Origin of the sequence: Dolichospermum sp. UHCC 0260, assembly GCF_009711985.1 — a bacterium.
GTDB lineage: Bacteria > Cyanobacteriota > Cyanobacteriia > Cyanobacteriales > Nostocaceae > Dolichospermum > Dolichospermum lemmermannii.
Genome location: NZ_VIKZ01000015.1, coordinates 45,727 through 70,654, shown reverse-complemented (window position 1 = coordinate 70,654; position 24,928 = coordinate 45,727). Strand labels below are relative to the sequence as shown.

Here is a 24,928-nt window from a genome sequence, read left to right as displayed (position 1 = left end):
TGTATATTTTGGTTGGAAATTGCAGTTATATTTTAGGTAAAAATAATTATTTCTTTACCTATATTCTCCCATACAAATCATTTGTTAAACTGTATTTTTGTTTACAGATATGTCAAATTGTGATGAGAATTTACAAGATTTTATCTAGCTTCTCCATAAAAATGTCCAAAAAATAAACTTGCCCAAAATCTATTGCTTTGTCACAACGTTTCACAAAGTATATTTTATTTGATTTCTGTTGCGGATATTGCGTTTAGAGGATATAAAATATATGATGTAGATATCAAATATATATTCATTATGAAGACTATCACTGAGCAAAACCTGCCTTTAGAGTCAGTTATGGCTCAAGAACCGGAAAAATCATCTATCAAGCATCTTGAAAGTATACTCCAGCTTGAAGGCGCTCAAGCAAAATTAGTAGGAGTAGACGGTCAAGAAATTCCCATTCCCGAATCGGTTTATCAGATTTTACATCAAGCTGTTCATGCACTAGCATTAGGTAAGGTAATATCTGTAGTCATTCAGGATAGAGAACTAACGACACAAAAAGCCGCAGACATTCTCAAAGTTTCACGTCCTTACCTGATTAAGTTATTAGATCAAGGTGAAATTCCTTGTATTAGAGTGGGAACACATCGGCGTGTCCGGTTTGATGATTTGATGAAATATAAAGAACAACGTGATATAAACCGGAAAAAATGCCTACAGGAACTTATTGAAGTAACTGAAGAAGCGGGACTGTATGATTATGAGGAATGAGTAAAACACTTAAATTGCGATGCCTAATGTTATCTTAGATGCCTGTATTTTGTTTCCAATGTATTTACGAGATACCTTACTTTCTACCGCTGAGGCTGATTTGTATATACCCTATTGGTCACAAAAAATCCTAGATGAAGCAATGGAAAACCTGATCAATAAAGGATATATTTCTACTGAGGGAGCTAGAAAGTTAGAGGAAGTTATAAAAATGGCTTTTCCAGAGGCTATGGTTGAAGCACCGAAAGAACTGGAGTCTTTTATGCAAAATCACCCTAAAGATCGTCATGTTCTCGCTGCTGCTGTGGTTGCTAAAGCAGAAATTATCGTTACCCAAAATATTAAAGATTTTCAGGAACAAGATTTAAAGCCTTGGAATATAAAAGCACAGTCACCAGATGATTTTCTCGGTGAACTATTTGAAGAATACCCTCAAACAATGGTTCAAATTTTACTCACACAATCTCAAAAATATAAAAGAACTCCTTTAACTTTGATTCAATTACTAGATAAATTAAATAACCAAATACCAGGATTTGTTGAAAAAATCCATACTTCCATAACCTAAAGTTGACCACAAAATGTTAAATCTAGTAACGTTAAATAGTGGAAAACCAACGTGAAAGCACAAGTATTTAGAGGCGTAAATCAATTATCCTACGAAGAAGTCCCAGTTCCTACCCTAGACGCAGATGAAGTGCTAGTACAGGTGAGGGTTGTGGGTTTGTGTCAGTCAGATATTAAAAAGATTCGTTATCCTTTGTATGAACCGCCACGCATATTTGGACATGAAACCGCTGGAACTATTGCGGCTGTTGGTTCACAGGTAAAAGGGTGGCAAGTAGGACAACGGGTAGCGGTGATGCACCATATACCATGTATGCGTTGCGCTTACTGTTTAAATGATAATTTCTCGATGTGCGATGTTTATAAAAATATCTCTACTACCGCAGGTTTTAACGCCAGTGGTGGCGGTTTTGCGGAGTATGTGAAAGTTCCAGGTCACATTGTCGAAAATGGTGGCTTAATTCCCATCCCTGATGATATCAGTTTTGAAGAGGCGAGTTTTGTTGAACCAACTAATTGCTGTTTAAAAGCGGTGAAAAAAGCCCAAATTGCACCGGGACAAACTGTATTAGTAACTGGTGCAGGTCCAATCGGGTTAATGTTTATGATGTTGGTGAAGTATTTTGGAGCGAAAGCGATCGCTACCGACCTCTTACCATCTAGAATTGAAAAGGCTCTAGAAGTAGGCGCGGAAGCAGCTTTTGATGCCCGTGACGCTGATTTATCTACCAAAATTCAAGCTTTAACTGGGGGAATGGGTGTTGATGTCACCTTGTTAGCTGTTCCCAGTGATAAAGCGTTTTTCCAAGCTTTAGACTGTACTCGCAAAGGTGGAAAAATTCTCTTCTTTGCGGAGTTCCCAGACGAGTTGACAATCCCCATTAACCCCAATACTCTCTACCGTCGGGAAATAGACTTAATGGGCAGTTATAGCTCATCCTACCGCCTGCAAAGCCTGTCTGCGGACATTGTATTTAATCGCCGCATTGATGTGAAAGCCTTAATTAGCGATCGCTATCCCCTCCAAAATTTACCACAAGCAGTAGACCAAGCGATCGCCCCCACGGCGGAAACTTATAAGATTTTGATTTATCCATAGTGGAGGAGTAGGGGGAGTAGGGGGAGTAGGGGAGTAGGGGGAGTAGGGGGAGTAGGGGGAGTAGGGGGAGTAGGGGAGTAGGGGGAGTAGGGGGAGTAGGGGGAGTAGGGGGAGTAGGGGAGTAGGGGGAGTAGGGGGAGTAGGGGGAGTAGGGGGAGTAAGGGGAGTAAGGGAGAGAAATATTCTTTTGCAACTGACAACTGACAACTGACAACTGACCAATTTCATGAAGTTTTATAACAAAAATATCATTTTGTAGTTTACGCTACAGATTTTTATGTTCTCATCGAAAATGCAAGCAGCATAGAGGAGATATAATCATATCAATCCTATTCATTTAAGATTCTGTAGCGTAAACTACAGATTTTTGTGTTATCATCAGATCGCAGGGAATAGTAAATTATTCCTTAGTAAATAAATACAGGGAGGTAGTGTCATGTCTATTCAAGAAAAAGCCCGTCAATCAATGGTACGTCAACATCAGCAAGCTAAGAATCGTCAACAATCCATGTTGATGCGGGCTGCACAGGAACTTAATTTGCATGAAGGAATATCTCACTACTGGAATCCCATTCAAGGTAAAATGGATGCAGCTACTCAGACGCTTTATGGACGTAGCCAAGCGACTATGAGTTAAGTGAAAAAGAAAGCCACCCCAGAGGGTGGCTAAAAAATTCACTAGTTGTACGTTAGTAATTGTTGTAATTAGCAATCGTAATACAAGAAGAATTCATAAGGATGTGGACGCAATTGCATTTGCTTAACTTCGTTAGCAACCTTGTAGTCAATCCAATTTTGGATAAAGTCTTCAGAGAAAACGCCAGTTTCAGTTAAGAAAGCGTGGTCATTTTCCAAAGCTTCCAAAGCCAATTCTAAAGAACCAGGAGTAGAAGGAATCTTAGATAATTCTTCTGGTGAAAGTTCATAGATATTTTTATCTAAGGGTTCACCAGGATGAATTTTGTTTTTGATACCATCAATCCCAGCACAAAGCATAGCCGCAAAAGCCAAGTAAGGATTAGAAGTAGCGTCTGGACAACGGAATTCTAAACGCTTGGCTTTGGGATTGTCTCCAGAAAGAGGAATCCGCACAGAAGCAGAACGATTACCTTGGGAATAAGCTAAGTTTACAGGTGCTTCATAACCAGGTACGAGGCGTTTGTAGGAGTTGGTGGTGGGGTTAGTGATTGCCAACAATGCTGGAGCGTGTTTGAGAATACCACCAATGTAGTAAAGTCCCATTTCGCTCATACCAGCGTACTTGTCACCTGCAAATAGGGGCTGACCATTTTTCCAGATAGATTGGTGACAGTGCATACCAGAACCGTTATCGCCAAAAATGGGTTTTGGCATGAAGGTGACGGTTTTGCCATACTTTCTAGCCACGTTTTTGATCACATACTTGTAAGTCATCAACCAATCAGCGGCTTCAATCAACTTACCAAATTTGAAACCAAGTTCGCACTGACCACCAGTCGCAACTTCATGGTGTTGCTTTTCAATGGGTACGCCACAATCTTTCATGGTTAGCAGCATTTCTGTCCGCATATCTTGAAAGCTGTCAGTGGGAGGAACTGGGAAATAACCTTCTTTGACGCGGGTTTTGTAACCCAGGTTAGGTCCTTCTTCTCTACCAGTGTTCCAACGACCTTCTACAGAATCAACGTAGTAGTAACCGGAGTTGGTGGTTTGGTCGTAACGGACATCATCAAAAATGAAAAATTCAGCTTCAGGACCAAAGAAAGCTGTATCACCAAGTCCAGTAGAAGCTAGATAATCTATCGCTTTTTGGGCAATAACGCGAGGACAACGGTTGTACCATTGGCCAGTACGTGGTTCTTTAATACTACAAATGATACTGAGAGTTGGCTCTTTCATGAATGGGTCAATCCAAGCGGTGTTAGGATCAAGCACCATGGTCATGTCAGATTCTTCGATACCTTTCCAACCCCGAATACTAGAACCGTCGAAAGGTACACCGTCAGAGAATGAACTTTCATCAATCTGGTCTTGGTACATGGTCAAATGTTGCCAAGTTCCCAGTGTATCAATGAATTTCAGATCAATCATCTGAATTTTTTCGTCTTGAATCTTCTTCAAGATTTCTTTTGGGGTTGTCATTTTTACTTTACTCCTGATGTAGCCAATTACCTAATATAAACCCAGAGTCTGCCCAAGCATCCTCACCTTGTTACGCTAACCCAAGTTGTCATACACTACCTGGAATATCGTAAATAGTTAACTTGACATGATTTTGTCATGTTTGTTACAGATTGTCTGGATTACAGGTTATGTTAACCTTTCTTTCTTAATCTGTACAAAACTAGAAAATTCATGATCAGGGGTCAACTTTGGCATAAAATCCTTAGATAGCAGATGGATAGTTTTTGTGCCAGTGTCTATTTTATGTGAATTGGCACGGAATCTTGTTGGTGCTTCATGGCAACCAAATTAATATCAAATCATAGATAACTCATGATTGGGAGAAAAAAGAATGCGTGATGCCGTTACAACTTTAATTAAGAATTATGACGTAACCGGGCGTTATTTTGACCGGAATGCCATTGATACCCTCAAATCCTACTTTGATAGTGGAACAGCTAGAGTTCAAGCTGCAGCAGCGATTAATTCCAATGCTGCCGCAATCGTGAAACAAGCTGGGGCAAAGTTATTTGAAGAACTACCAGAATTAATTCGTCCTGGTGGCAATGCTTATACAACCCGTCGTTTTGCCGCTTGTTTGCGGGATATGGACTATTATCTCCGCTACGCTACCTATGCGCTGGTGGCTGGTAATATGAATGTTCTGGATGAGCGTGTATTACAAGGACTCAGGGAAACTTACAATTCCTTGGGTGTACCCATTGGTTCAACTGTTCAAGGTATTCAGATAATGAAGGGTATTGTTAAGGAACAAGTAGCGGCTGCTGGTATTGCTAATACTGCTTTTGTGGATGAGCCTTTTGATCATATCACTCGTGAATTGAGTGAGATTGATGTTTAGGATTTCAAAAATAGACATCTGAGGACAAGGTAGAGGCGTTCTATAGAACGTCTTTACTCATAATTGCGCCCGAAAACATGGAGATGTCTATTAATATTCTGGAACTATTAGTTCTAAGGTGGGAAAATAAGTGCGGTAACGATTCACATCTCTGGTTAAAAGTATCATATCCATAATTACCGCATGAGCGCCTATGTAGAAATCAGGTAAAGGAGATTTTTTAGTTCCACCTTGTTGACGATATTTTACAAGATTACTCGGTAAGCGTAAAGCTCAGTCACAAAGCGTGCTGAGATATAAGCGACACGGGCGAAAATATTTAGCCTAACTCGTTGACTAGTAACAGTAGGTGTGATATACTTTTAAAAGTTCCATAATTTAAGTATAACTAAACAACGTAAAAACTTAACTAATTTGGTTGAGTGCGTAGTCATACCTAACAGTATTGCAGTTTAGGAAAGCTAAATTTGGTGAAAAATGAAATACAAAAATCGAGTACGGTAGGGCATACCGGAATTAACGCTTTAGGAGAATCGACCTCTGTTTTTGTTGGAGTAATCCAGCAATTGTAAGTTGGCTCATTGATTAAAGAATCTCAGTGTCTTTAGACCTGAGAGTGTCAAAAAGCATTTTCCCGCTAAAAATGCTGATTCCCAAGGTAGGTCTAAACGGTGAAAAAACTTGATAGGTAATATGGCTTCTAGTTCTTCTATCTTTTGAAAACCAATTGAGACTTCAGCATAGATAATGGGATTAATGTTAAGTTTTGTCTTTTCAGCATATTCAGTTAACTTATTAGCTGACCAATCAAACCAATTTGGATCTTCTGTGACAATATCGAGGATTATATTGCTATCAACGAGTATTTCTTTCATTAGTCTTGTCTCGTTAATGCCATTATTTCATCGGTGGTCATTTTGACTGTAGCTTTACCTCGCATCATTTCTATGAGAGTTTTACCAGAGGTGGATTTCGCTTTGGTTTTTTTTACGTAAACTGCATCTCCGATAACTTCAAATTCTACTTCTGTGTTGGGTGTAAGTCCTAATTGTTCTCGTATTTCTACGGGAATAGTTACTTGTCCTTTTGATGTAATTCTCATGGTTTTGATCTCAAGTAAGAAAATTCTTACTTTTAGTATTACATAATGGTTTTAAAATTGAATATCCATCCAGTTTTTTGCCTCAGCAAAGCGACTTAAATGTTTGACATTTGTAGTTGCTATCACAATATAGCGACCAGGAAACTCTTCTTTAAGTTTTTGCCAATGACTACAGATAATAATATCAATATCCAAACTTTTATTATCTGCTGTTGGTATTCCTTGACTACGAGCAGAAGCCCAAAGTGTAGATGCTTCTTTTAAGAATTCCCAGTCTATAGGTAAAAACGAGATTATTTCTTGGAGTTCATCTAAATTCTGAATACTAGATGATTTAGGTTTATTTTGAGAGATTAAGATTAAACTTCTTCTAATTTCGTAATCACATAATTGAGAAGAACAAATATACACTCCACGAGCAAGCAAAGCATAAAGCCATTCTTCACAATCTTTAGCTGCATCCATTTTATAGGGATTTGTGAGCAGTCCTAGCACACCTGAATCAATAAATACTATCATAATTCTGAATATAATTTTTGTCCTATTGGTCTTTGTGAATCAACTGTTTTTTTAAATTCTTCAAAAAACTCTTGTTGCTGTAATGATTCTTCATCGGACATATTTTTATGTTCTGCAATACGTTCTGCTAAAATTGCCATTGCCTTTTGATTTTTTTGGAGTTGTTCTTGTTGATTCCATGTTGATTTATGGGTGCTAATTGGGGTATTTTGATCTAGTTTTGATTGCAAAATTATTTTCAGATTTTGAGCATCTGATGATTCTAAGTTGATAGGATGAGGATATCCTTCTAAAATTAGTTGATAATCACTATCAGTATTATTGTTATTGGGAATTAGGGCAATAAATCGGGTGATGTTGAGGATTTTACCGCTCGGAAGTTCTATGGAGGTGTTCATGGTATTCTCCTTTGTTACACTAGTCAATATTTCTTCTATTCTATCATATAGCAATCCTAAATTGGTTATGAACAACAATATATCTGACTGCTCTAAGAAGTCGGGGATTTTATCTCTTGCAATAGAATCAGGATTTACACTAATTGTAGTTATACTCAAAGATACTTTTTTAAAACTTCAACTGTAGCCAGTCCGGTTTTTTCCCAAGTAAATTGATTTGCTCTTTTTAGACCTTTTTCTGAAAGTTGTTTTCTGGTTTCTGAATCATTAATTATGATTTTCATTGCTGCTGTAATTTCTTCTATATTATAGGGATTAATTAAAATAGCAGCATCTCCTGCAACTTCTGGAAGGGAGGAAACATTAGAGGTAATAACGGGAGTACCACAAGCCATTGCTTCTAACACTGGTAAACCAAATCCTTCCCACAAACTAGGAAAAACTAGCGCAATTGCTTGATTAATAATTATTGGTAATTCGTCATAGGAGACATAGTTAAGGAATTTAACTAGATGACTTATTCCTAATTCTTGAGTTTGTGTTTCTAATAATGGGGAGTAACGTTGATCATAGGGTCCCGCTAACCATAGTTCATAATCATTTCTGTGAGGTAGTGCGGAAAAAGCGGTAATTAATCTTTGCAGGTTTTTGTAAGGGTCTTGACGACCAACATATAGGAAGTAATTGCGGGTGGGGAGGTTGAGGAATTGGAAATGTGAGTTATCTCCCGCCAAGAGAATTGGTGTAATTTTATGACTAGGAATCTGGTAAAATTGGATAATATCATTGGCTGTTGATTCTGATATACAAATAATATGTTCTGCTTGTTTAAAAACTTCAGGAGTATAGTATTTATGGTATGTGGTTAATGGTGACAAGCGTTTGGGGAAACGCAGGGGTATCATATCAAAGGCTGTGACAATAAAACGACAGTTAGTATATAAAGGTGCTTCGGGAATAGGGGAAAATAAAAGTTGCGATTTGAGGTTTTGATAGATTTTTGGGAGTTGGAATTGTGTCCAAACTAAGCGGTTTAAATGTCCTTTTAAACCTTGTTCTGATGTGAGGTTAGGAGGAGTTGGATAACATTTATAGTCAGGGAAAGATTGGGAAGTTAAAAGTATCGGATCAAGTTTCTGTAAATAAGGTAGAAGATTAAGAGTGTAAGTAGTTGTACCTGTGGGTTTGGTTAGGAGAAATGAAAGATTGATTAATAAAGACATAATTATTTATACATAAAACTTAATTTGATAATTTCCCAACTATAAGGATTAGATGTTTTGAGATATTCAGATAAAAACTTAAACATTAAATATATTTTTAAAATCAAAATCTCCCACATTGGACGATGTTTATGATAGTAGTAAATCTGGCTACGTCTATATTCTACAGCCATTCTATTAGATATTTTATTAACAGAATATCCTCTGATATGAATTAGGGATACATGGGGAGTATATAGAATTTTATAACCTTCATTTCTGACTCTTTGACACAAATCAGACTCTTCAAAATACATAAAGAAGTTTTCGTCAAAACCACCTAATAAATTAAATAAATCTGCTCGAATAAAAAATGCTGCTCCGACAACAATATCTACTTCTTGAATATCTTGAAAATCCTGTTCTATAATATCCAATTTATTTTTAACTTCAGCATCTTTATGTAATTTTCTTGCTGCAAATTCTCCTTTAATACTAATTTCCGGTGAGAAAGAAATTTGAAAACTTTTATCTGGAAAAAGTAATTTAGGTCCAATAATTCCTACATCTGGATTTTCAGACATTAATTCTAAAAGATGGGGTAGAATGTTATTAGTAAGAATTGTATCAGTATTTAATAAGAATAAAAACTCACCTTTAGCTACTTTTGCACCAGCATTATTTCCTGCTCCAAAACCAAGGTTTTTTGGTAGTTTAATTAATTTAATATTAGCGAATTTATCATTAAGAATATCTACACTATTATCTTGAGAGTTGTTATCTACTACAATAATTTCACAGTTATTTCTAGGAATAAATTTTTCTAGAGAGTTTAAACAATCTATTAAAACATCTACACCATTATAGTTAACTAAGATAATTGATACTGAATTAGTTAATTGTCTATTCATGCTTATTATTATTTTTGAAAAACAGGGATCTAATTTTTTGTAAATCTAATAAAACTTTCAAAACCCAAATTCTCAAAGCTATACCTTCTGAGTTATAGCCTGACAATAAACTTTTATAGCATAGTTTGAGTATTTTAAAACCAAAATCTAAATTTTTATCATCAAAAGGATTAGACCAATTTACATTATCTAATTCTTGTTGAAATCGTTTATAGAATAATTTACTAAAGTCTCTATGAACTAAATAACTATTACCAGTAATTTTAAATTTTTTACTTATCCAAGCTAATAACTCACGGTAAAATTTACCTGCATCTTGTGTTACTCCCACATTATTTAAACCATGAATTCTATACATAACTAAAGGTTGATGAATATGTGCAATTTTACCTTTTTGGGCTGCAATTAGAGCTATCCACCAATCATGATACCAGTGAATTCGTTTTTGAGGAGGAAATGGCAGAACATCTTTTATTAGAGAAGTGCAAAATAATACGGAACAGCCAGTTACTACATTACGCAGTAATAATAAATCAGTAGATAATTTCTCAGGTTTACGTGCTTCAAATTTCCACGTAGAATAATTAATGATTTGATCATTACTATCTATCATTTCTAAGTCTGAATGTACTAATACTGCTTTTTCAGAACGTAGTTTTTCCAGTGATACAGATAATTTTTTAGGATACCAAATATCATCTTGATCTGCTAAAGCTATGGCAGTGATTTCTGAATCTTGAATAGCATATTTTAAACCTCTTTCAAAGTTATGATAATGATTGAGATTATTATTATGGAAGTGGCAAATAAACCTTAGATCTTCAGCAATAACTTTTTGAATAGCTATTTGATATTCCATTTGAGAACAGTCATCAATTATGTGACAAACCCAATTTTTATAAGTTTGATTTTTAATTGATTCAATCTGTTTTTGGAAATATTCCAGGTTAGGGTTGTAGGTGGCTAAAACAATAGCAATTTTTTGTGTAACCAACATATTTATTACTCAATACTCATATTTACTTAAATAAATGAAATTTAATGGCTAATCTTCTTATAAATTCCCAAATTCCAAAGAAGTTTTGCTTAAAATAATCAAAATGTTTTGATTTTTGAGAAAGAGGTACTCTTAAGTGTTTTTTAAGCCGCATATTATTAATAATAATGTTATTAATTTCTATATCTAATTGAATTTGTTGTATTTTTAACTGTGTTTCTTCTAGTTGTTTTTGTATAACACTTACTAAACTTGTATCAGTTAAATTTTTATTATTTATTTCAGTAATATTAGATGTAATTATTTTTTCGTAATCATCAATCATTTGCTGTAAATTTGAATGTGATTCTTGTGAAAGATTTTTTGCTACTTCTAAGATAAGATTTCTATTCTCTGACAAATATTTTATTTTTTGGATCAAGGCATTTTTTTCAGCTAAAAATAAAAAGCCATTTAATTCATCAATTATGCGGTTTTCAAAACTACCTAGCTTTGTTGCTAATGGTGGAACACCTAATAGCATTAATTCACTTAAAGTATAGCTAAAAGTTTCTGGCAAAACTGACAATAAAAGACCTATATCTGGTGATATTTTTTTTATATGTCTTGGTAAATCATTTAATGAATAATTATAGGCTGTAATTTCAATACCTTTAGTTCCTGTAAATAATATACCATTGTCTCCACATCCTAATAGTATAATATCAGCATATTTGAGAATTTCCTCATAGCTTTCTTTAAAAAGATTTAAACCTTTTTGGATAGATAGTCTGCCTAATATAAGAATTTTTAACTTTTCTTGAATGATTGTTTTTTGCTGATTCAAATTTTTATTTTGATATGATTTTAAATCTTCTACTTCTATACCATGAGGAATAACCACAAAATTTACATTACCAAATTTAGGTTCTAAAAGGATTAAGTTGGTCTTTACAGATAAAGACGGTACAACTAATGTAATTTTATAATCTAAAATAAGTTTGATAAAAATTTTGCGAATTAGTATCCATTCTGAAGCTGATATACCGGGAAAAAATTTATTATATTGATTTTCTACTAAACAACTCTGTAAATGGCTTAACTTACATTCACGGCATATTTTTTCAAAATAAATATTTATAGCAGGACAGAAAGGATAATAGTCATGACAAATAATAATAGTTTTAATTCCTGTGTTTAAAATATCTAATGAATGCCCGATAAATGAAGATATCATAATTACACTAACATTGAAATCGCTAATGATTTCTTCTAAGGCAAAGTAATAATCCAAGTTATAAATAGAAGTAGCAAAAATAGAACTTGTTAGTGACCACACTCTAATAGGATTTTGATCATCAATGTGCTGATAAAGTGATAATTTTTGACCAGGGATTCCTGATATACCAATAGATTTTAATACTATATTTTTTCTAGAAGTATCTGTACGACAGTAATCTTGTACCCATCTTTCTAAACCTCCTCCCCAATTGTGCATGATATGAAGAACTGCTCTTTCTGAAGGATGAGTTTCCATTTGTGTTTTTGACATATATCCTATGTTAAATCATGATAATTTTTACTTTTATGATTTAGACCAAATAACACGATTAATATAGTCAACGTAACTTAAAACAATACGTACAATCTGCTTTGATACATGAGAATTTTGATAATCAGCTACGGGTAAAATAGGCGTTGTAGATTCAGCAAATTGGGTAGTCACTACTCTGACAGCATCTAAGACACTAATGCTTTTAAGTCCACTCATCACAAGCACACCAGCATCCATTCCTTCAGGACGTTCATGTGCGTTGCGAATCGTAATTGCTGGTAAATTGAGTAATGACGCTTCTTCAGTAATTGTGCCACTATCAGACAACACACAAAATGCTTGCATTTGTAATTGTATATAGTCCAAAAAACCAAAAGGATTACTAAAAACAATCTTCTCACTCAAAGCTATAGGTTCAATATTTTCTAACCGCTTACGAGTCCGAGGATGGGTGGAAACAATTACAGATAATTCATATTCCTTGACCAAGGCATTTAAAGTATCGAGAAAATCGGTTAAAACTTGAGGAGAATCTACATTTTCTTCCCGGTGTGCGCTGATCACAAAATACTTACGAGGTTCCAATCCTAACCGCGTCAAGATATCAGACTGACGAATTTTGGGCAAATAATAATCAAGCACTTCCGGCATATGAGAGCCAGTTTTAAATATCATATCGGGACGAATTCCTTCGGCTAAGAGATAGCGTCTTGCGTGTTCCGTTAGAACCATATTCACGTCCGAAAGATGATCGAGAACTTTTCTGTTTATTTCTTCTGGTACTCTTTGATCAAAACAACGATTGCCAGCTTCCATGTGAAAGATAGGGATTTTTCGGCGTTTAGCAGACAAAACGGCCAAACAGGAATTTGTATCTCCGTAAAGCATGACAGCATCAGGAGTTTCTTTTTCTAAAATTTCATCAGTTTTACCAATTACTTGGGCAATAGTTTGCGCCGCATTAGCACCAGCAGCAGCGAGAAAGTAGTCAGGTTTACGAATTTCCAAGTCATCAAAAAAAACCTGATTCAGTTCATAATCATAGTTCTGTCCAGTATGCACCAAAATATGCCTAGTATACTTATCTAATTCGGCAATAACTCGGCTCATTTTGATGAGTTCTGGACGCGTACCAACAATGGTCATCACCTTAAGCATTGAGTTGCTCCTGAATGAAATCGAGTTTTAACAGCAATTGTTTGACTCCTTCAACTTCTAGCTGTTCTGTATTATGAGATGTATAGTCAGATAACTTAGCGATCGCTGGTTCACCCTCTGTAAAGTAAAGATTGTAATTCAGATCACGATTATCTGCTGGAATGCGAAAATACTGTCCTATATCCTCAGCTTTTGCCATTTCTTCACGAGACACTAAAGACTCATACAATTTCTCACCATGACGAGTACCAATAATACGAATTGAGCTATTCCCCTGGAATATCTCTTTTAAAGCCAAAGCCAAAACTTCTACAGTCGAAGCTGGAGATTTTTGCACAAAAATATCTCCCTGTTCTCCATGTTTAAAAGCATAAAGTACCAGATCCACAGAATCCTCCAAAGACATCAAAAAGCGTGTCATTGACGGATCAGTTATGGTAATTTCTTTTCCTTGCTTCAATTGGCTGACAAACAGAGGAATTACTGAACCACGAGAAGCCATTACATTGCCGTAGCGAGTCCCACAAAGAACCGTTTCTCCAGCACCAAGCGTTCTTGCTTTGGCAACTATCAGCTTTTCCATCATAGCTTTAGATAGTCCCATAGCATTGATAGGATATACAGCTTTATCTGTACTTAGTGCTATTACTCGTTCTACACGATTAGCAATAGCAGCATTAATTACATTCTCGGCACCAAGTACATTAGTCCGTATTGCTTCCATCGGATAGAATTCACAAGCAGGTACTTGTTTCAATGCGGCTGCATGAAAAACATAGTTTACGCCTTTCATGGCATCTTGAATACTATCGTAGTTTCGTACATCACCAAGATAAAACTTTAACTTGGGATTACCGAAAGCAATCCGCATATCCTCCTGTTTCTTCTCATCCCGGCTGAAAATCCGAATTTCTCGCACATCAGTTTCCAGAAACTTCTTCAGGACGGCATGACCAAAAGAACCAGTCCCACCAGTAATCATTAACACTTTATCTTTAAACATATTTCCTACCTTAATTATTTGAACTCATACATTTGTGCTACTAAATCTTGCCATGCTGGGGCTACATAACCAGTCTTCTCATAAAACCTGTGAGCATTCAAAGAACGATCAATAACAAAGCCATCATCAGCCACAATTTCTATTTTTTTGCCATAGATTTCGGCTACTAGCTTCAGCAAATTATGCTTATCAATGGGCTTTGCTGCTACATGATATAAACCATGCAAATCTGGATGAGGCAACACAAAATCATGTACCACCCTTCCTAACTCCATAGTTGGTAGTCCTGAAAATATAGCACGGGTGAAACCCTTAACTTTATTTTCCTGGGAAAGAAACCAACCAATCAGACTATGATTCCCAGAAAGTTCATGTCCAATTATTGAAGTACGCAGTGTTATAGCATGAGGATAATCTACCTCTCCTAATAACTTAGAACGACCATAGAGATCCTGGGCATCAGCAAAGTCAGACTCAAGATAATTCCCCTTGTCCCCTGAGAAAACGCAATCGGTACTAATATGAATTAAGCGAGCGCCGACAAGAGAACACAAAGCCGCAAGCCGATGTGGTAGCAAGGTATTGAGGGGTACTGCCAACAGTGGATTATTTGCTTCAGCAAGTTGTTTTACTAAACCAACACAATTTATCACTATTTGTGGGCGTACTTTTGCGAATATCCTAACCAACGAGTCATGGTTTTCGACATCAACACCTGTAATAATCTGCTCAGAAGTTGCTCCATCAAACCAATCTAAAGCATTTGTGCTACGTGCCGTACCCACTACATCGTGACCAAAATTGCTATTTAAGAAGGTTCGGAACATGGCATTGCCTAACATTCCCGTCACACCAATGACCAGAATTTTCATATTTTGCTATCTATAAACTATAGGATTTCAACTACAGAGGTTATACGGAGAGAGGAAAATATCTGAATTTATGGCATTAGTGAAGCCTATTCCAGAATCTTTCCTTTTTTGGGTCAGTATGACTGTTTTAAGACCTGTTTAGTATATAACGATTCCAGGTCAAGTTTACACTTGATCATAGATATAGCCATTCGGGCTGGATTTGTATAGGGATTTTTCCCTGTATGTCGCTAAAAGCCAAGACTTTTAAAAACTTTTCTAATTTTTCTCAAAACTCTAACTACTGGGTGTTCGGAAATTTTCTGTAGTTGATGTTGTGTGTTGACTAATTCATCTTGTATGATAACTAATTGATGTTGTGTGTTAACTAAAGCAGCTTGAGTATTCATCAACTCTACCCTAACTTTTTCCAGTTCAATCTCAGATGGTAAAAGTTTACGAATATTTGGAATTGATTGCGGTTCTGGGGTGGGTTTACCAAAGAAATTCTTAATGGCAAAAAAAGCACCATATTCTTTATTCAGCAATTGATTCCTAAAATCAAATTTATGAAATGTTTCACAGATATGAAAATCCCATCCTGAGCCAAAATCTTCGGGAGTCCAACCAGAAAGATGTTCTTGGACTGATGCACCTCCTAATCCCCAACCATCTTTTTCTCCTTCATGAACAGTTTGAGGCATAAAACCCAAAGGAGTAAACACAATGATCTGCTTTCTTGCCACCCGTTCAGCATGGGATAGTATATTTACACCATCTTCTTTGTGAAGATGCTCAATTACATCCAATAAAAAAACTGTATCTACAGAATTGGCAGCAAAACTACTCATTAACTCTTGGGCTGTACCAGATATAACAAAAATACTGCCATCATTGGCAAATCTATGGTTTAAAATTTGCACATACTCATCAAATGGTTCTAATAATATATGAAATTTTGGTCTGAAATAATTCATTGGTGCAATACCTGGACCAACATCCAAGACAACATCTACCTGTTGAATGGCTTTTTCTGCTGCTAATAATAAATCTGTAGGATTTTTATAACTAAAATAACGATTCTGAAACTGAAGAATAGAGTCTTGAGAACAAGCCAACATTTCTGTTTTTACATATTCTATAGTTACTGGTTGAATTGGAAAGTCAAACATTTCTCTAACAGGAGGTAAACCTTCACGACTAGCTACACACAGGATCATATTTGCGTCAGATGGTTTGTTAGCAGCATCATAAATCGTGCCGTCTAGTCCTTCATAAAATAACTCGTAGTTTTCATAATCTTGAAACGCATCCTCTTTAATGCCAACAATAATATGATGATCATTTCCCGGCTTTTCATTATAGGGAACATCAATAATTAAGCGTTGAGTATAATTCGAGTTTTTGGTTAAACTAAGTCCATTGGGTATGTGTTCTAAGACTCCTCTTGATGTAATGTAACCAAAGGGGTGTTTTTGTGCTAGGTATTCTCCAGCATCTACTACCACAAAATCAATGTTTCTTGCTCCATAGTTTTCTTGAGCATAAGATTTACAAGCATAGGATACATCTATTCCTGTTACCTGTTTTATACCTGGTATTTTAGAAAGTATTAAACAACCATATCCACAGCCAAAGCCAACATCTAAAACATCAGCTTCTTCAACATTATTGTTTTCAACATCCATCTTAATGATTTTAGCAAAGAAATCATAGGAGCTAAAATGTCTGATTACCTCATCCTCGTTGTGAGTGATAAAGGGAATTAATCTTTCACCCTCATTGTAAATAACATCTAAAATGTCGTTATTCATTAAAAACCTCTTAATCAATTAAGTAAAATTTTGTGGATTGATAATTATAACTATTGCATAAGATAAACACTATCTATTAAAGGTTCTATCATTACTCCACGATAGTCAAATCTTTCAACTCCAAATTGTAAAGCATCATAAATCCAGTGTAATTGTCTATAGTTATCTACACTACCTTCAGCAATTGCCAAATCTATAGTGTAATTACCATTTGCTATTTTGGGTAAATTAAACTCAAATACAACGGCATAAACTTGATTCGCTAAAATATTGAGCGGCAATTTACAATCAAAGGAATTCAATCCTAAGATATACTGACCAAGCTTATCTTTGACAATAAAACCAACTACAGCATTAGGCAAGTCCTTAAGTGATCGCAAGTAAACCACTAATCGGCAAGACTCATTACCTGTAAATACTACAGAATCACTTGGATTGATCTTTTCAAATGATGCGTCTAGTATTTCTGCTTCACGAGTGCCAATACAATCATATTTGTCGAAAACCCCAGATTTGGCATGAGCTAATAAGTCAATTTTAATTTTTTTCTGATCTGATATCTCATCAGACAATTGTACAGTATTTGATTTTGATATAGATATATTTTGCTCAAATTTAATGTCTTGGATGTTTTCAGTATAATTTCGTCCAAATTCTTCATTAGCAGCGCCAACATATCTATCGCAAATTTCCTTAGCATCGCCAAATTCTCTAATCTTTCCGTCTTCAATCCATAATGCTTTAGTGCAAATTTTTTTAACAGATGATGGATCGTGACTTACAAATAAAACAGTTCCTTGAGTACAAAACTCAATCAGGCTTCGCATACATTTCTGTTGAAATAAAATATCTCCAACTGCCAATGCTTCATCAATAATAAGAATATCTGGAGCATTAATAATATTCATAGCAAAAGCCAAACGCACAAACATACCACTAGAATAGGTCTTAACCGGTTGATCGATAAAGTTAGCAATATCAGCAAAATTGATGATTCTTTCAGTAGCATCTTTGGTAATATTTTTACCAGAATTTAAGGTTGTAGTTAAAAAATCTACATTTTCCCTCCCAGTTAATTCTGGATTAAATCCCGCTCCCAATTCGAGCAATGCAGAAACACGCCCATTGATTTCTACTGTTCCGCTAGTAGGAGTTAACACCCCAGCCAAAATCTGTAAAAGAGTTGACTTACCAGCACCATTCATCCCGATAATGCCCAAATGTTCGTTTTTTTGGAGATCAAAACTAATATCTTGAAGGGCAAAAAAAGAAGAATGATAAGTACGCCAAGGGAACAGTAATTCTTTGAGCCGATCAGCAGGCTTAGAATAGAGACGATAGGATTTACTTAAATTACGAACAGAAATTATACTATCAGACATAGATTAAAGCACATCGGCAAAATGAGTACGAACACGCTGGAAGAAAAACATACCAAAAAAGAAAATCAGTAGTGCAGTAATCCAGAATATGATAGTTTCCACTGGACGCTGCCAAAAAGGTAAAGCATCAAATAGACTATCACGGTATCCAGTAACAATATAGGCAAATGGACTATAGAGCAGAAATCGAAATTTTGTATTGATAATTAGATCAGTTCTCCAAAAGATTGGCGTAGCCCAGAATAAGGCTTGTAAAATCACTCCCATAATACTACCAACATCCCTGGTAAAGACCTGAGCGGCTGAAGTAAGATAATTTATGCCCAGGGTTAGAATTGTTGCACAGAGAAAGTAGTACGGCAATTGTAGCCAGTACGTAAAAGATCCAACACCTTGCACCGCCATTATCAGCATGAGAATCAACATCAATAAAATATGAATTGGCATGGCAGAAACCACCTTTACTATCACTAATAGGCGCAAAGGAAACCGAATTTTTGTCACTAAATGGGAGTTTTCTACAATAGCATTAATTCCTGTGGACATAATTTCTAGCATAAAAGACCAAGCTAACATCCCAGAAATTAGCCAACTAACATAGGGTGCATTCCCTACTGCACCTCCAGCTTTTAATCCATATATCATCACAATATAGATTAAACTAGTGTTTATTAAAGGGGAAAGAATTGCCCAGGTACTACCTAACAGAGTGCCAAGATAACGTTTGCGGATTTCCATCTTCGACATCTCTATCAACAGCCGTAATTGAGGATATAATTTTCGGTTCATAGATGAAAAATGAAATAATGTTAGTTACAAAAAGCAGTAGAAATAAATAATTGTTATTCAGGATTTTTGTTCAAAAAAGGCTTTGGTCAGTCTGTAATTGTTATTTTTAAAGGTTTGAAATTCTTATTAACTTTAACTGTCACCGTAAACCCAGAAAACTCTTCAACATCGTCTTAATTCCTGGGGGGATAGCTGAACGGATATCTTTCATTTTTATAAATATGTATGTAGCAATAGTATCTTTTTTTATCTTGACTAAATTTCTACTTCTTTTAAAGTAAGTTATGCCAATAACACTGGGGTCAAAAAATATAGATTTACCAATGTACTTAAATTGCAACAGTTTGTTACTACCGCAATAAGCAGAGGCTATAAAATGTGCATTCGCTAAAATTACCCGATTTTTCTGAATAATGGATAATGGCAACATTGATGATTTTAGGCTGGATGTAGCTAGACGAAGGACTTCTTTTGCCATTAAACTTCCTTGAGATGTTGAAGAAGCTGCTCTAGAATGCACTCGGTGTGTGGCCAAAAAAACCGGAATGTGAGCTAAACTACCCTCTAGAGCCAAACGGAAAGATAAATCTAAATCACCAGTATATTTTAAAGATTCATTTCTATATCCTACCTTCATAAGGGCGCTACTTTTGATAAACATCCCAGGTCCTAAAGCGACATTAAATTCCTCTAGCATATTTTTGATAGTATATTGGGGCAAAATAATACGATTGATGATATTTCCTTCTTCATCAATAGAAACCCAGTCAGGATATACGGCTAAAGCATTGGAATTTTTTTGAAAACATTCGACTATACGAGAAACTGCTTCATCTGTAAACAAAGGATCGTCTGAATTAACAATACCAATTACATCACCAGAACACAGATGATAACCTTTATTTACTGTTTTACTTTCACCGATATTTTCGTGACGAACATATTTCAAACGATCAATATAGGACATCAAAATTTGATCTGTACCATCATTTGAACCGTCGTCCAAGACAATGTACTCAATGTCAGGATAATCTTGATTGAGTACACTATTAATTGTTTCTTCAATAAATTGTGCTTGATTATACGCAGGTGTTATAATAGATACTTTCATGCTTTGAATTTTTAGCTTCCTGTATTTTTATGAATTTGATAATACCTGCTCGTATACACGAAAAATAGAATTGGCATATGTGTCAAAATCATATTTTTTTTCGGCAAGATATCGAGCTTTCTGCCCCATAGCTAATCGCTTTTGCTGATCCTGTATTAGTGAATAAAGTGCTTGGCTTAGTTGCCAAGAATCACCTCGGGTTACCGCAATTCCACCTTCTGGAGCAAAACAAATTTCGGATAATGGTGTGCCATAAAATATAACTGATGGAACACCACAAGCAGCAGCTTCCATAGCCATCATCCCAAAGCTCTCAGCCATAGAAGGCATCAGGTGGATGTCCGTCGCCCGAAAAAAATCTACCATTGCTGTATCACTATGAAGTTCCCCTAGTTCTGTGATCGGAAACTTATCTGCAAGAGATAATAGTAAGCCTTTTGTTTGACAAGTTAATATATGGATTGGTGCATTAGCAGGTAATAATCCCAGTGCTTTAATAGAATACTCAAGTCCTTTATATGGGCCTGGAAGAGACCTTAGCCCGATCACAATTTCATCAGCAGGAATTCCAAGTTTTGTTTTGGCTTCAGCTTTGTTACCGGGTGAAAATAAATTCAAGTCTAATCCAAACGGTATTTGATGCACTGGAAAGTTACTCAGTAATGGAGATTGCTCAACCAAATTTTGCATCCATTGACTTGCCACAATCAAATGTAACTGAGAATTTTGATAAGCAAAATTTTTAAGTTTGTAATTAAGCCATGCACGGTCATGATGTATGGCAAATGGATAATCAAGGTGTGGACAAGGATTACAGCCTGTTTTCCAACCCTGACAATCGAATGGGTGAATACAATGCCCTGTAATTGCCCAAGGGTCGTGTAATGACCACACTGCTGGCTTGAGTTTGGTTAACCAAGGAAAAGCTAGATAGCTGAAAAATTGATTGTGGATAATATGATAATGGACTACATCTGCTTCTTTGAATATTGAATTAAAAGGTAAAAGGAAAGACTGTGGATACAGAACATTATGAATACTAATGAAGTTTTCTATCCGGTTAACTAATTGGGAAAGTTTATTCGACTGAGTTGGAATTAGATTAATAGAAGTATCTCCCATATTTTGTTTTATTCCTACTGCTTGAATTGCATTGTGTCCGCGATCGCGCAACCAAGGAATCAAAGATCCACCGTTAAAACGGTGTCCTAATATATCTGTGTAATTGACTTGTAATATATTCATCTATCAAATTTAATTTAATTGCCACAACCCTAAACACTTGTCGCCAAACAAATTACCACCCTCTGTACATCCTTCGTTGATGTAACGATGTGCTTTAGGCAGATTATAAGGAGGTTTCTCCAGATTTAGAGGTCGCCAAATAGCTCCTTCGTATAGATCAGTATTGCTGTCTCTTTCAGTAAATGTGGTTGTGAGTAACCATTTTGCCCCACTTTTACGAAACTGTTCCAGGGCTGTTAATCCATCAATAAAGTTTAGATGAACTAAACAATCTCGACAAAGGATCAGATCAGCCTTTGGTAGCGGTCCAGTAATAATGTTTAGATACTCGAATTTGCAATTTTCATTACCATGTAATTTGTTATTATTATCAATAATAGTTTGAACTATATCACCACCAGTGTAGTAGATGTTGGACAAATTCACATATCGCATCCAATTCCAGTCTCCGCAAGGAACATCAAGAAGATATTTGACTTCTAACTCGTCTAATAGTTTGATAATTTCCTCACGGATAATGCGAGTTTGAAAGAGACTAGAGCCTTCTCCTGATCGGGATTCTGTGCCAGCAAATCCATTGTTTTCATAGATTTTCTCAAAATCTAAGGAAGCAAGGCGTGTTTTCTCGTTCTCTTGGGTAGCAGGCTGACTTGATAATAGGATATGTCGCAGATTATATCGCAATTGCTGAAGTTTAATCCTCACCTGTGGTGGTAGCCATCGGCGTGCCAATACTTTGAGTTTGTTATCAGTATATGGTGCAGATGAATGTTGATCTGTTTGAATATTTAGCTTTTCCACAGTCACAGAATAGTCTTTGATAGTTAGTTGATAAATAGCTTGCCACAAGGATTCTGGTTCTGCTCGTTGTGCTTCGCAATAAATTAATTGCTTGGCAACTGTGAGCAAAGCATTCGGAAAGTGGCGATCGCACATCTGTTTGCCTAATGCCAAAAACGCATCAATACTTTCCTGACTTCTGAAGTTAGTAGACATATACTCGGCTGATAGCAAAGGGATGTGTTCTGCAAAAAAATGTTCAACTTCTTTCAAATGTCCAAGAGTTAAACTTCCCTGTTCTGAATGTGAGCGTGCTTTTAAAAGTACCTCTGGTATCTCTATAAAAGGGTGTTTCAGTCCAATTTTTACTAATAAATCGTAGTCTTGTGTAGTTGGTAAGTCTTCCCTAAAACTACCACTTTCCAGATACAAGGATGTGGGTGCTAAGATGGTACAGCAATGAAGCCACTGTTTTAAAATCAATTGATAAGCAGCTTGATGAGGTGGAAACTGAGGTGGGAGGGGAGCATCATATAGATATTGTCCATCAGAATTGATAATGGAATACCGACAGAACACTACACTATTGGGATCAGGTAGTGACAGCAGCTTTTCCATTTCTTTGGCTACTTTATCTGGAAGATAGACATCATCATGAGATAGCCAACAAAAATATTCACCTTTAGCTTCTTTTAATGCCAAATTTAAAGCTGAAGCCACTCCACCATTGGGCTTGGAAAAATAACGAATGCGATCGCCATAGGAAAGAGCTATTTCCTCTGTTGTGCCTCCATCTCGTGAGCCATCATTGACTACCAATACCTCAAAATTAGAATATGTTTGTGCCAAAACACTGTTAATGGCATCACGCATATAATTTTCACCGTTGTAGACTGGAATAGCAACGGACACTAAGGGATACATATCTTCTTGAACCTTACTGGAGTACATTAGCTGCCACCATTGATACCGGAAAAACACTGACTGGCAAGCGAATTTTATTTAATAATGCACCATTTCCAACCACGCTGGATAAAGCTTGGGATGTGCAAGCTGAGAAAAAATTGATTACTAGTAATCCCGTCAGTGCTGCCAGCATATAGTTAATAATGGAGTTACCATAATAAGATGCAAAAGTAGCACCAAAAATGGCAGTATACAGCCCTGTCATGATTAAAGGGTTTAATAGTGACCAATAAACCCCCAGAAAAGAACCCCGGTAGCGAACTTTCAGAGTCCTTCCTACTAAGACGTGCAGGAGTTCAGAATAACGCTGCACTTGTAACCAATTTAAATTATCTTTCAGGGAAAGTGTCATTTTTATAGCACCATTACACACCAGAAAAAACTCATTTGGGCATTATATACTATATAAGTCCGATTGTTTACGATTAATTTTAAGATTAGTAAAATTTCATCTATCTTTAGGTATTACTTACAAACTATCAATACTTTCGCCATTTTTTGCTTTGTTGGGTTAAGCGACAGCGCAACTCAACAAATACGTTGGGTTTCATGCTATTGCTTGCCAACGCTAACGTTCCACAACCCAACCTCCAAATCAAGGCTTTTTTCAATTTGGCGAAAGTATTGAACTATCAGGATCTATTGCCATAAAGTAATGAGTACATTTAATTATGAATAGTAATTTATCTGGCTTACGAGTTCGAGATATTGGCGAACAAGGTCTTTTAGAAAGATTACAACGCTTTTGTCCACCCGATATAATTGGTGATGATGCCGCAGTTTTAGAAACCTTACCAAATCAATCTTTGATAGTTACTACAGATATGCTCGTTGACGGTGTGCATTTTAGTGATGTTACCACCTCTCCAGAGGATGCTGGTTGGCGGGCTGCGGCGGCTAATTTATCCGATTTAGCAGCAATGGGGGCGACTCCCGTGGGCATAACTGTGGGATTAGGTTTACCGGGAGATGTAACTGTAAATTGGGTTGAGCGACTATATCAGGGCATGACAGAATGCTTGTCAAAGTATCATGTTCCCATAGTTGGTGGTGATATAGTGCGATCGCCCATTACCACTTTAGCAATTACCGCCTTAGGTCAAGCTAACCCCAATTTCATCATCCGTCGTGCCACCGCTCAAGTAGGAAATGCTATTGTCATCACAGGTATACATGGAGCCTCCCGTGCAGGCTTAGAATTACTTTTACATCCCGAAATAGCTCAAAACCTCAAAACTGAAGCCAAGGCAGCCTTAATCACCGCCCACCAGCGCCCCAAACCCCGTTTAGATGTAATCTCTATCCTCAAAGAAATTCTCATATCCCCCTGCTCCCTGCCCCCTGCCCCCTGCCCCCTGCCTATCTCCGGTATGGATAGCAGCGACGGTTTAGCAGACGCAATATTACAAATTTGCCGAGCCAGTAACGTCGGTGCAGTTATAGAATCTAGTAAAATACCCTTACCATCAGCCTTTGAAGGGTGGCTCACACCAGAAAAATCATTAAAATATGCCCTCTATGGTGGCGAAGATTTTGAATTAGTCCTGTGTTTACCACCAGAACCTGCATTAGCATTAGTGCAAAAATTAGGCACAGGTGCAGCCATAATTGGCACAATTACCCCAGGCTCAAAAGTGATTTTACACCACGAAAAAGCAGAAATCCCCGACCAAGTTCTCAGCCTCAGCCAGGGATTCCAACATTTTGGTCAGTAGGGGCGAAGCATTTGGAAGA

The 24,928-nt window shown here is 36.4% G+C and carries 24 protein-coding genes and 1 pseudogene; 6 read left to right on the top strand and 19 right to left on the bottom strand.

Annotated features, from left to right (window positions below; genetic code table 11):
* Positions 1-300: 300 nt before the first annotated feature.
* From FJR08_RS08205 to FJR08_RS08190, 4 genes are all read left to right on the top strand, one after another.
* Entirely contained in the window at positions 301-762 is a 462-nt protein-coding gene (locus FJR08_RS08205; protein WP_168632825.1) for a helix-turn-helix domain-containing protein, read from the top strand.
* 19 nt (positions 763-781) lie between these two features.
* On the top strand, positions 782-1,330 hold the full coding sequence (locus tag FJR08_RS08200; RefSeq protein WP_168632824.1) for a PIN domain-containing protein: 549 nt from the start codon (positions 782-784) through the stop codon (positions 1,328-1,330).
* A gap of 51 nt (positions 1,331-1,381) precedes the next feature.
* Positions 1,382-2,428 carry a zinc-dependent dehydrogenase gene (locus FJR08_RS08195; RefSeq protein WP_168632823.1) on the top strand — a complete coding sequence of 349 codons (1,047 nt, stop codon included), beginning with the start codon at positions 1,382-1,384 and terminating at the stop codon, positions 2,426-2,428.
* A gap of 436 nt (positions 2,429-2,864) precedes the next feature.
* Complete coding sequence (locus tag FJR08_RS08190; RefSeq protein ID WP_015080354.1) at positions 2,865-3,065, top strand: hypothetical protein; 201 nt, start codon at positions 2,865-2,867, stop codon at positions 3,063-3,065.
* A 68-nt stretch (positions 3,066-3,133) separates the two neighbouring features.
* Here the strand turns inward: FJR08_RS08190 and glnA are convergent, their stop codons facing one another.
* Complete coding sequence (glnA, locus tag FJR08_RS08185; protein WP_015080355.1) at positions 3,134-4,549, bottom strand: type I glutamate--ammonia ligase; 1,416 nt, start codon at positions 4,547-4,549, stop codon at positions 3,134-3,136.
* 373 nt (positions 4,550-4,922) lie between these two features.
* On the opposite strand from glnA, the gene apcB reads away from it, so the two are divergent.
* Positions 4,923-5,432: an allophycocyanin subunit beta gene (gene apcB, locus FJR08_RS08180; RefSeq protein WP_015080356.1), complete on the top strand. Its 510-nt coding sequence runs from the start codon at positions 4,923-4,925 to the stop codon at positions 5,430-5,432.
* 578 nt (positions 5,433-6,010) lie between these two features.
* On the opposite strand, the gene FJR08_RS08175 is transcribed toward apcB, so the two are convergent.
* The 18 genes and pseudogenes from FJR08_RS08175 to FJR08_RS08090 form a co-directional block, all read right to left on the bottom strand.
* Entirely contained in the window at positions 6,011-6,307 is a 297-nt protein-coding gene (locus tag FJR08_RS08175; protein WP_051155181.1) for a type II toxin-antitoxin system VapC family toxin, read from the bottom strand.
* Positions 6,307-6,534, bottom strand: coding sequence for an AbrB/MazE/SpoVT family DNA-binding domain-containing protein (locus FJR08_RS08170; protein ID WP_168632822.1), 228 nt, complete (start codon positions 6,532-6,534; stop codon positions 6,307-6,309). Before FJR08_RS08170 ends, FJR08_RS08175 begins: the two co-directional genes overlap by 1 nt.
* A gap of 51 nt (positions 6,535-6,585) precedes the next feature.
* Positions 6,586-7,053: a type II toxin-antitoxin system VapC family toxin gene (locus FJR08_RS08165; protein WP_168632821.1), complete on the bottom strand. Its 468-nt coding sequence runs from the start codon at positions 7,051-7,053 to the stop codon at positions 6,586-6,588.
* Positions 7,050-7,451 carry a hypothetical protein gene (locus tag FJR08_RS22965; RefSeq protein WP_174783035.1) on the bottom strand — a complete coding sequence of 134 codons (402 nt, stop codon included), beginning with the start codon at positions 7,449-7,451 and terminating at the stop codon, positions 7,050-7,052. The genes FJR08_RS08165 and FJR08_RS22965 overlap by 4 nt, the downstream gene beginning before the upstream one ends.
* Before the next feature lie 155 nt (positions 7,452-7,606).
* On the bottom strand, positions 7,607-8,674 hold the full coding sequence (locus tag FJR08_RS08155) for a glycosyltransferase family 1 protein (protein ID WP_168632820.1): 1,068 nt from the start codon (positions 8,672-8,674) through the stop codon (positions 7,607-7,609).
* Positions 8,675-8,676: 2 nt separating this feature from the next.
* Entirely contained in the window at positions 8,677-9,564 is an 888-nt protein-coding gene (locus FJR08_RS08150) for a glycosyltransferase family 2 protein (RefSeq protein ID WP_168632819.1), read from the bottom strand.
* Positions 9,557-10,561, bottom strand: coding sequence for a glycosyltransferase (locus tag FJR08_RS08145; protein ID WP_168632818.1), 1,005 nt, complete (start codon positions 10,559-10,561; stop codon positions 9,557-9,559). The genes FJR08_RS08150 and FJR08_RS08145 overlap by 8 nt, the downstream gene beginning before the upstream one ends.
* 22 nt (positions 10,562-10,583) lie before the next feature.
* Complete coding sequence (locus tag FJR08_RS08140) at positions 10,584-12,092, bottom strand: glycosyltransferase (protein ID WP_168632817.1); 1,509 nt, start codon at positions 12,090-12,092, stop codon at positions 10,584-10,586.
* A 33-nt stretch (positions 12,093-12,125) separates the two neighbouring features.
* Positions 12,126-13,253 carry a non-hydrolyzing UDP-N-acetylglucosamine 2-epimerase gene (gene wecB, locus FJR08_RS08135; RefSeq protein WP_168632816.1) on the bottom strand — a complete coding sequence of 376 codons (1,128 nt, stop codon included), beginning with the start codon at positions 13,251-13,253 and terminating at the stop codon, positions 12,126-12,128.
* Complete coding sequence (locus FJR08_RS08130; protein ID WP_015080365.1) at positions 13,246-14,256, bottom strand: polysaccharide biosynthesis protein; 1,011 nt, start codon at positions 14,254-14,256, stop codon at positions 13,246-13,248. Before FJR08_RS08130 ends, wecB begins: the two co-directional genes overlap by 8 nt.
* 14 nt (positions 14,257-14,270) lie before the next feature.
* Positions 14,271-15,128 carry an SDR family oxidoreductase gene (locus FJR08_RS08125; protein WP_015080366.1) on the bottom strand — a complete coding sequence of 286 codons (858 nt, stop codon included), beginning with the start codon at positions 15,126-15,128 and terminating at the stop codon, positions 14,271-14,273.
* A gap of 230 nt (positions 15,129-15,358) precedes the next feature.
* Positions 15,359-16,921 (bottom strand): class I SAM-dependent methyltransferase, encoded by a 1,563-nt coding sequence (locus FJR08_RS08120; RefSeq protein ID WP_168632815.1) that lies wholly within the window; start codon positions 16,919-16,921, stop codon positions 15,359-15,361.
* A 50-nt stretch (positions 16,922-16,971) separates the two neighbouring features.
* Positions 16,972-18,303, bottom strand: a complete 1,332-nt coding sequence (locus FJR08_RS08115) for an ABC transporter ATP-binding protein (protein ID WP_168632814.1) — start codon at positions 18,301-18,303, stop codon at positions 16,972-16,974.
* Positions 18,304-18,306: 3 nt separating this feature from the next.
* Positions 18,307-19,092 carry an ABC transporter permease gene (locus FJR08_RS08110; protein ID WP_168632813.1) on the bottom strand — a complete coding sequence of 262 codons (786 nt, stop codon included), beginning with the start codon at positions 19,090-19,092 and terminating at the stop codon, positions 18,307-18,309.
* 139 nt (positions 19,093-19,231) lie between these two features.
* Positions 19,232-20,203: a glycosyltransferase gene (locus FJR08_RS08105; protein WP_015080370.1), complete on the bottom strand. Its 972-nt coding sequence runs from the start codon at positions 20,201-20,203 to the stop codon at positions 19,232-19,234.
* 27 nt (positions 20,204-20,230) lie between these two features.
* On the bottom strand, positions 20,231-21,448 hold the full coding sequence (locus FJR08_RS08100; protein WP_015080371.1) for a glycosyltransferase: 1,218 nt from the start codon (positions 21,446-21,448) through the stop codon (positions 20,231-20,233).
* 9 nt (positions 21,449-21,457) lie between these two features.
* Positions 21,458-23,152: a glycosyltransferase gene (locus tag FJR08_RS08095; RefSeq protein ID WP_371415549.1), complete on the bottom strand. Its 1,695-nt coding sequence runs from the start codon at positions 23,150-23,152 to the stop codon at positions 21,458-21,460.
* Between the two features lie 16 nt (positions 23,153-23,168).
* Positions 23,169-23,546, bottom strand: a pseudogene (locus FJR08_RS08090) (ABC transporter permease); the annotation flags it as partial.
* 319 nt (positions 23,547-23,865) lie between these two features.
* Between FJR08_RS08090 and thiL the strand changes: the two are divergent.
* Entirely contained in the window at positions 23,866-24,909 is a 1,044-nt protein-coding gene (gene thiL, locus FJR08_RS08085) for a thiamine-phosphate kinase (protein ID WP_168632812.1), read from the top strand.
* Positions 24,910-24,928 lie beyond the last annotated feature (19 nt).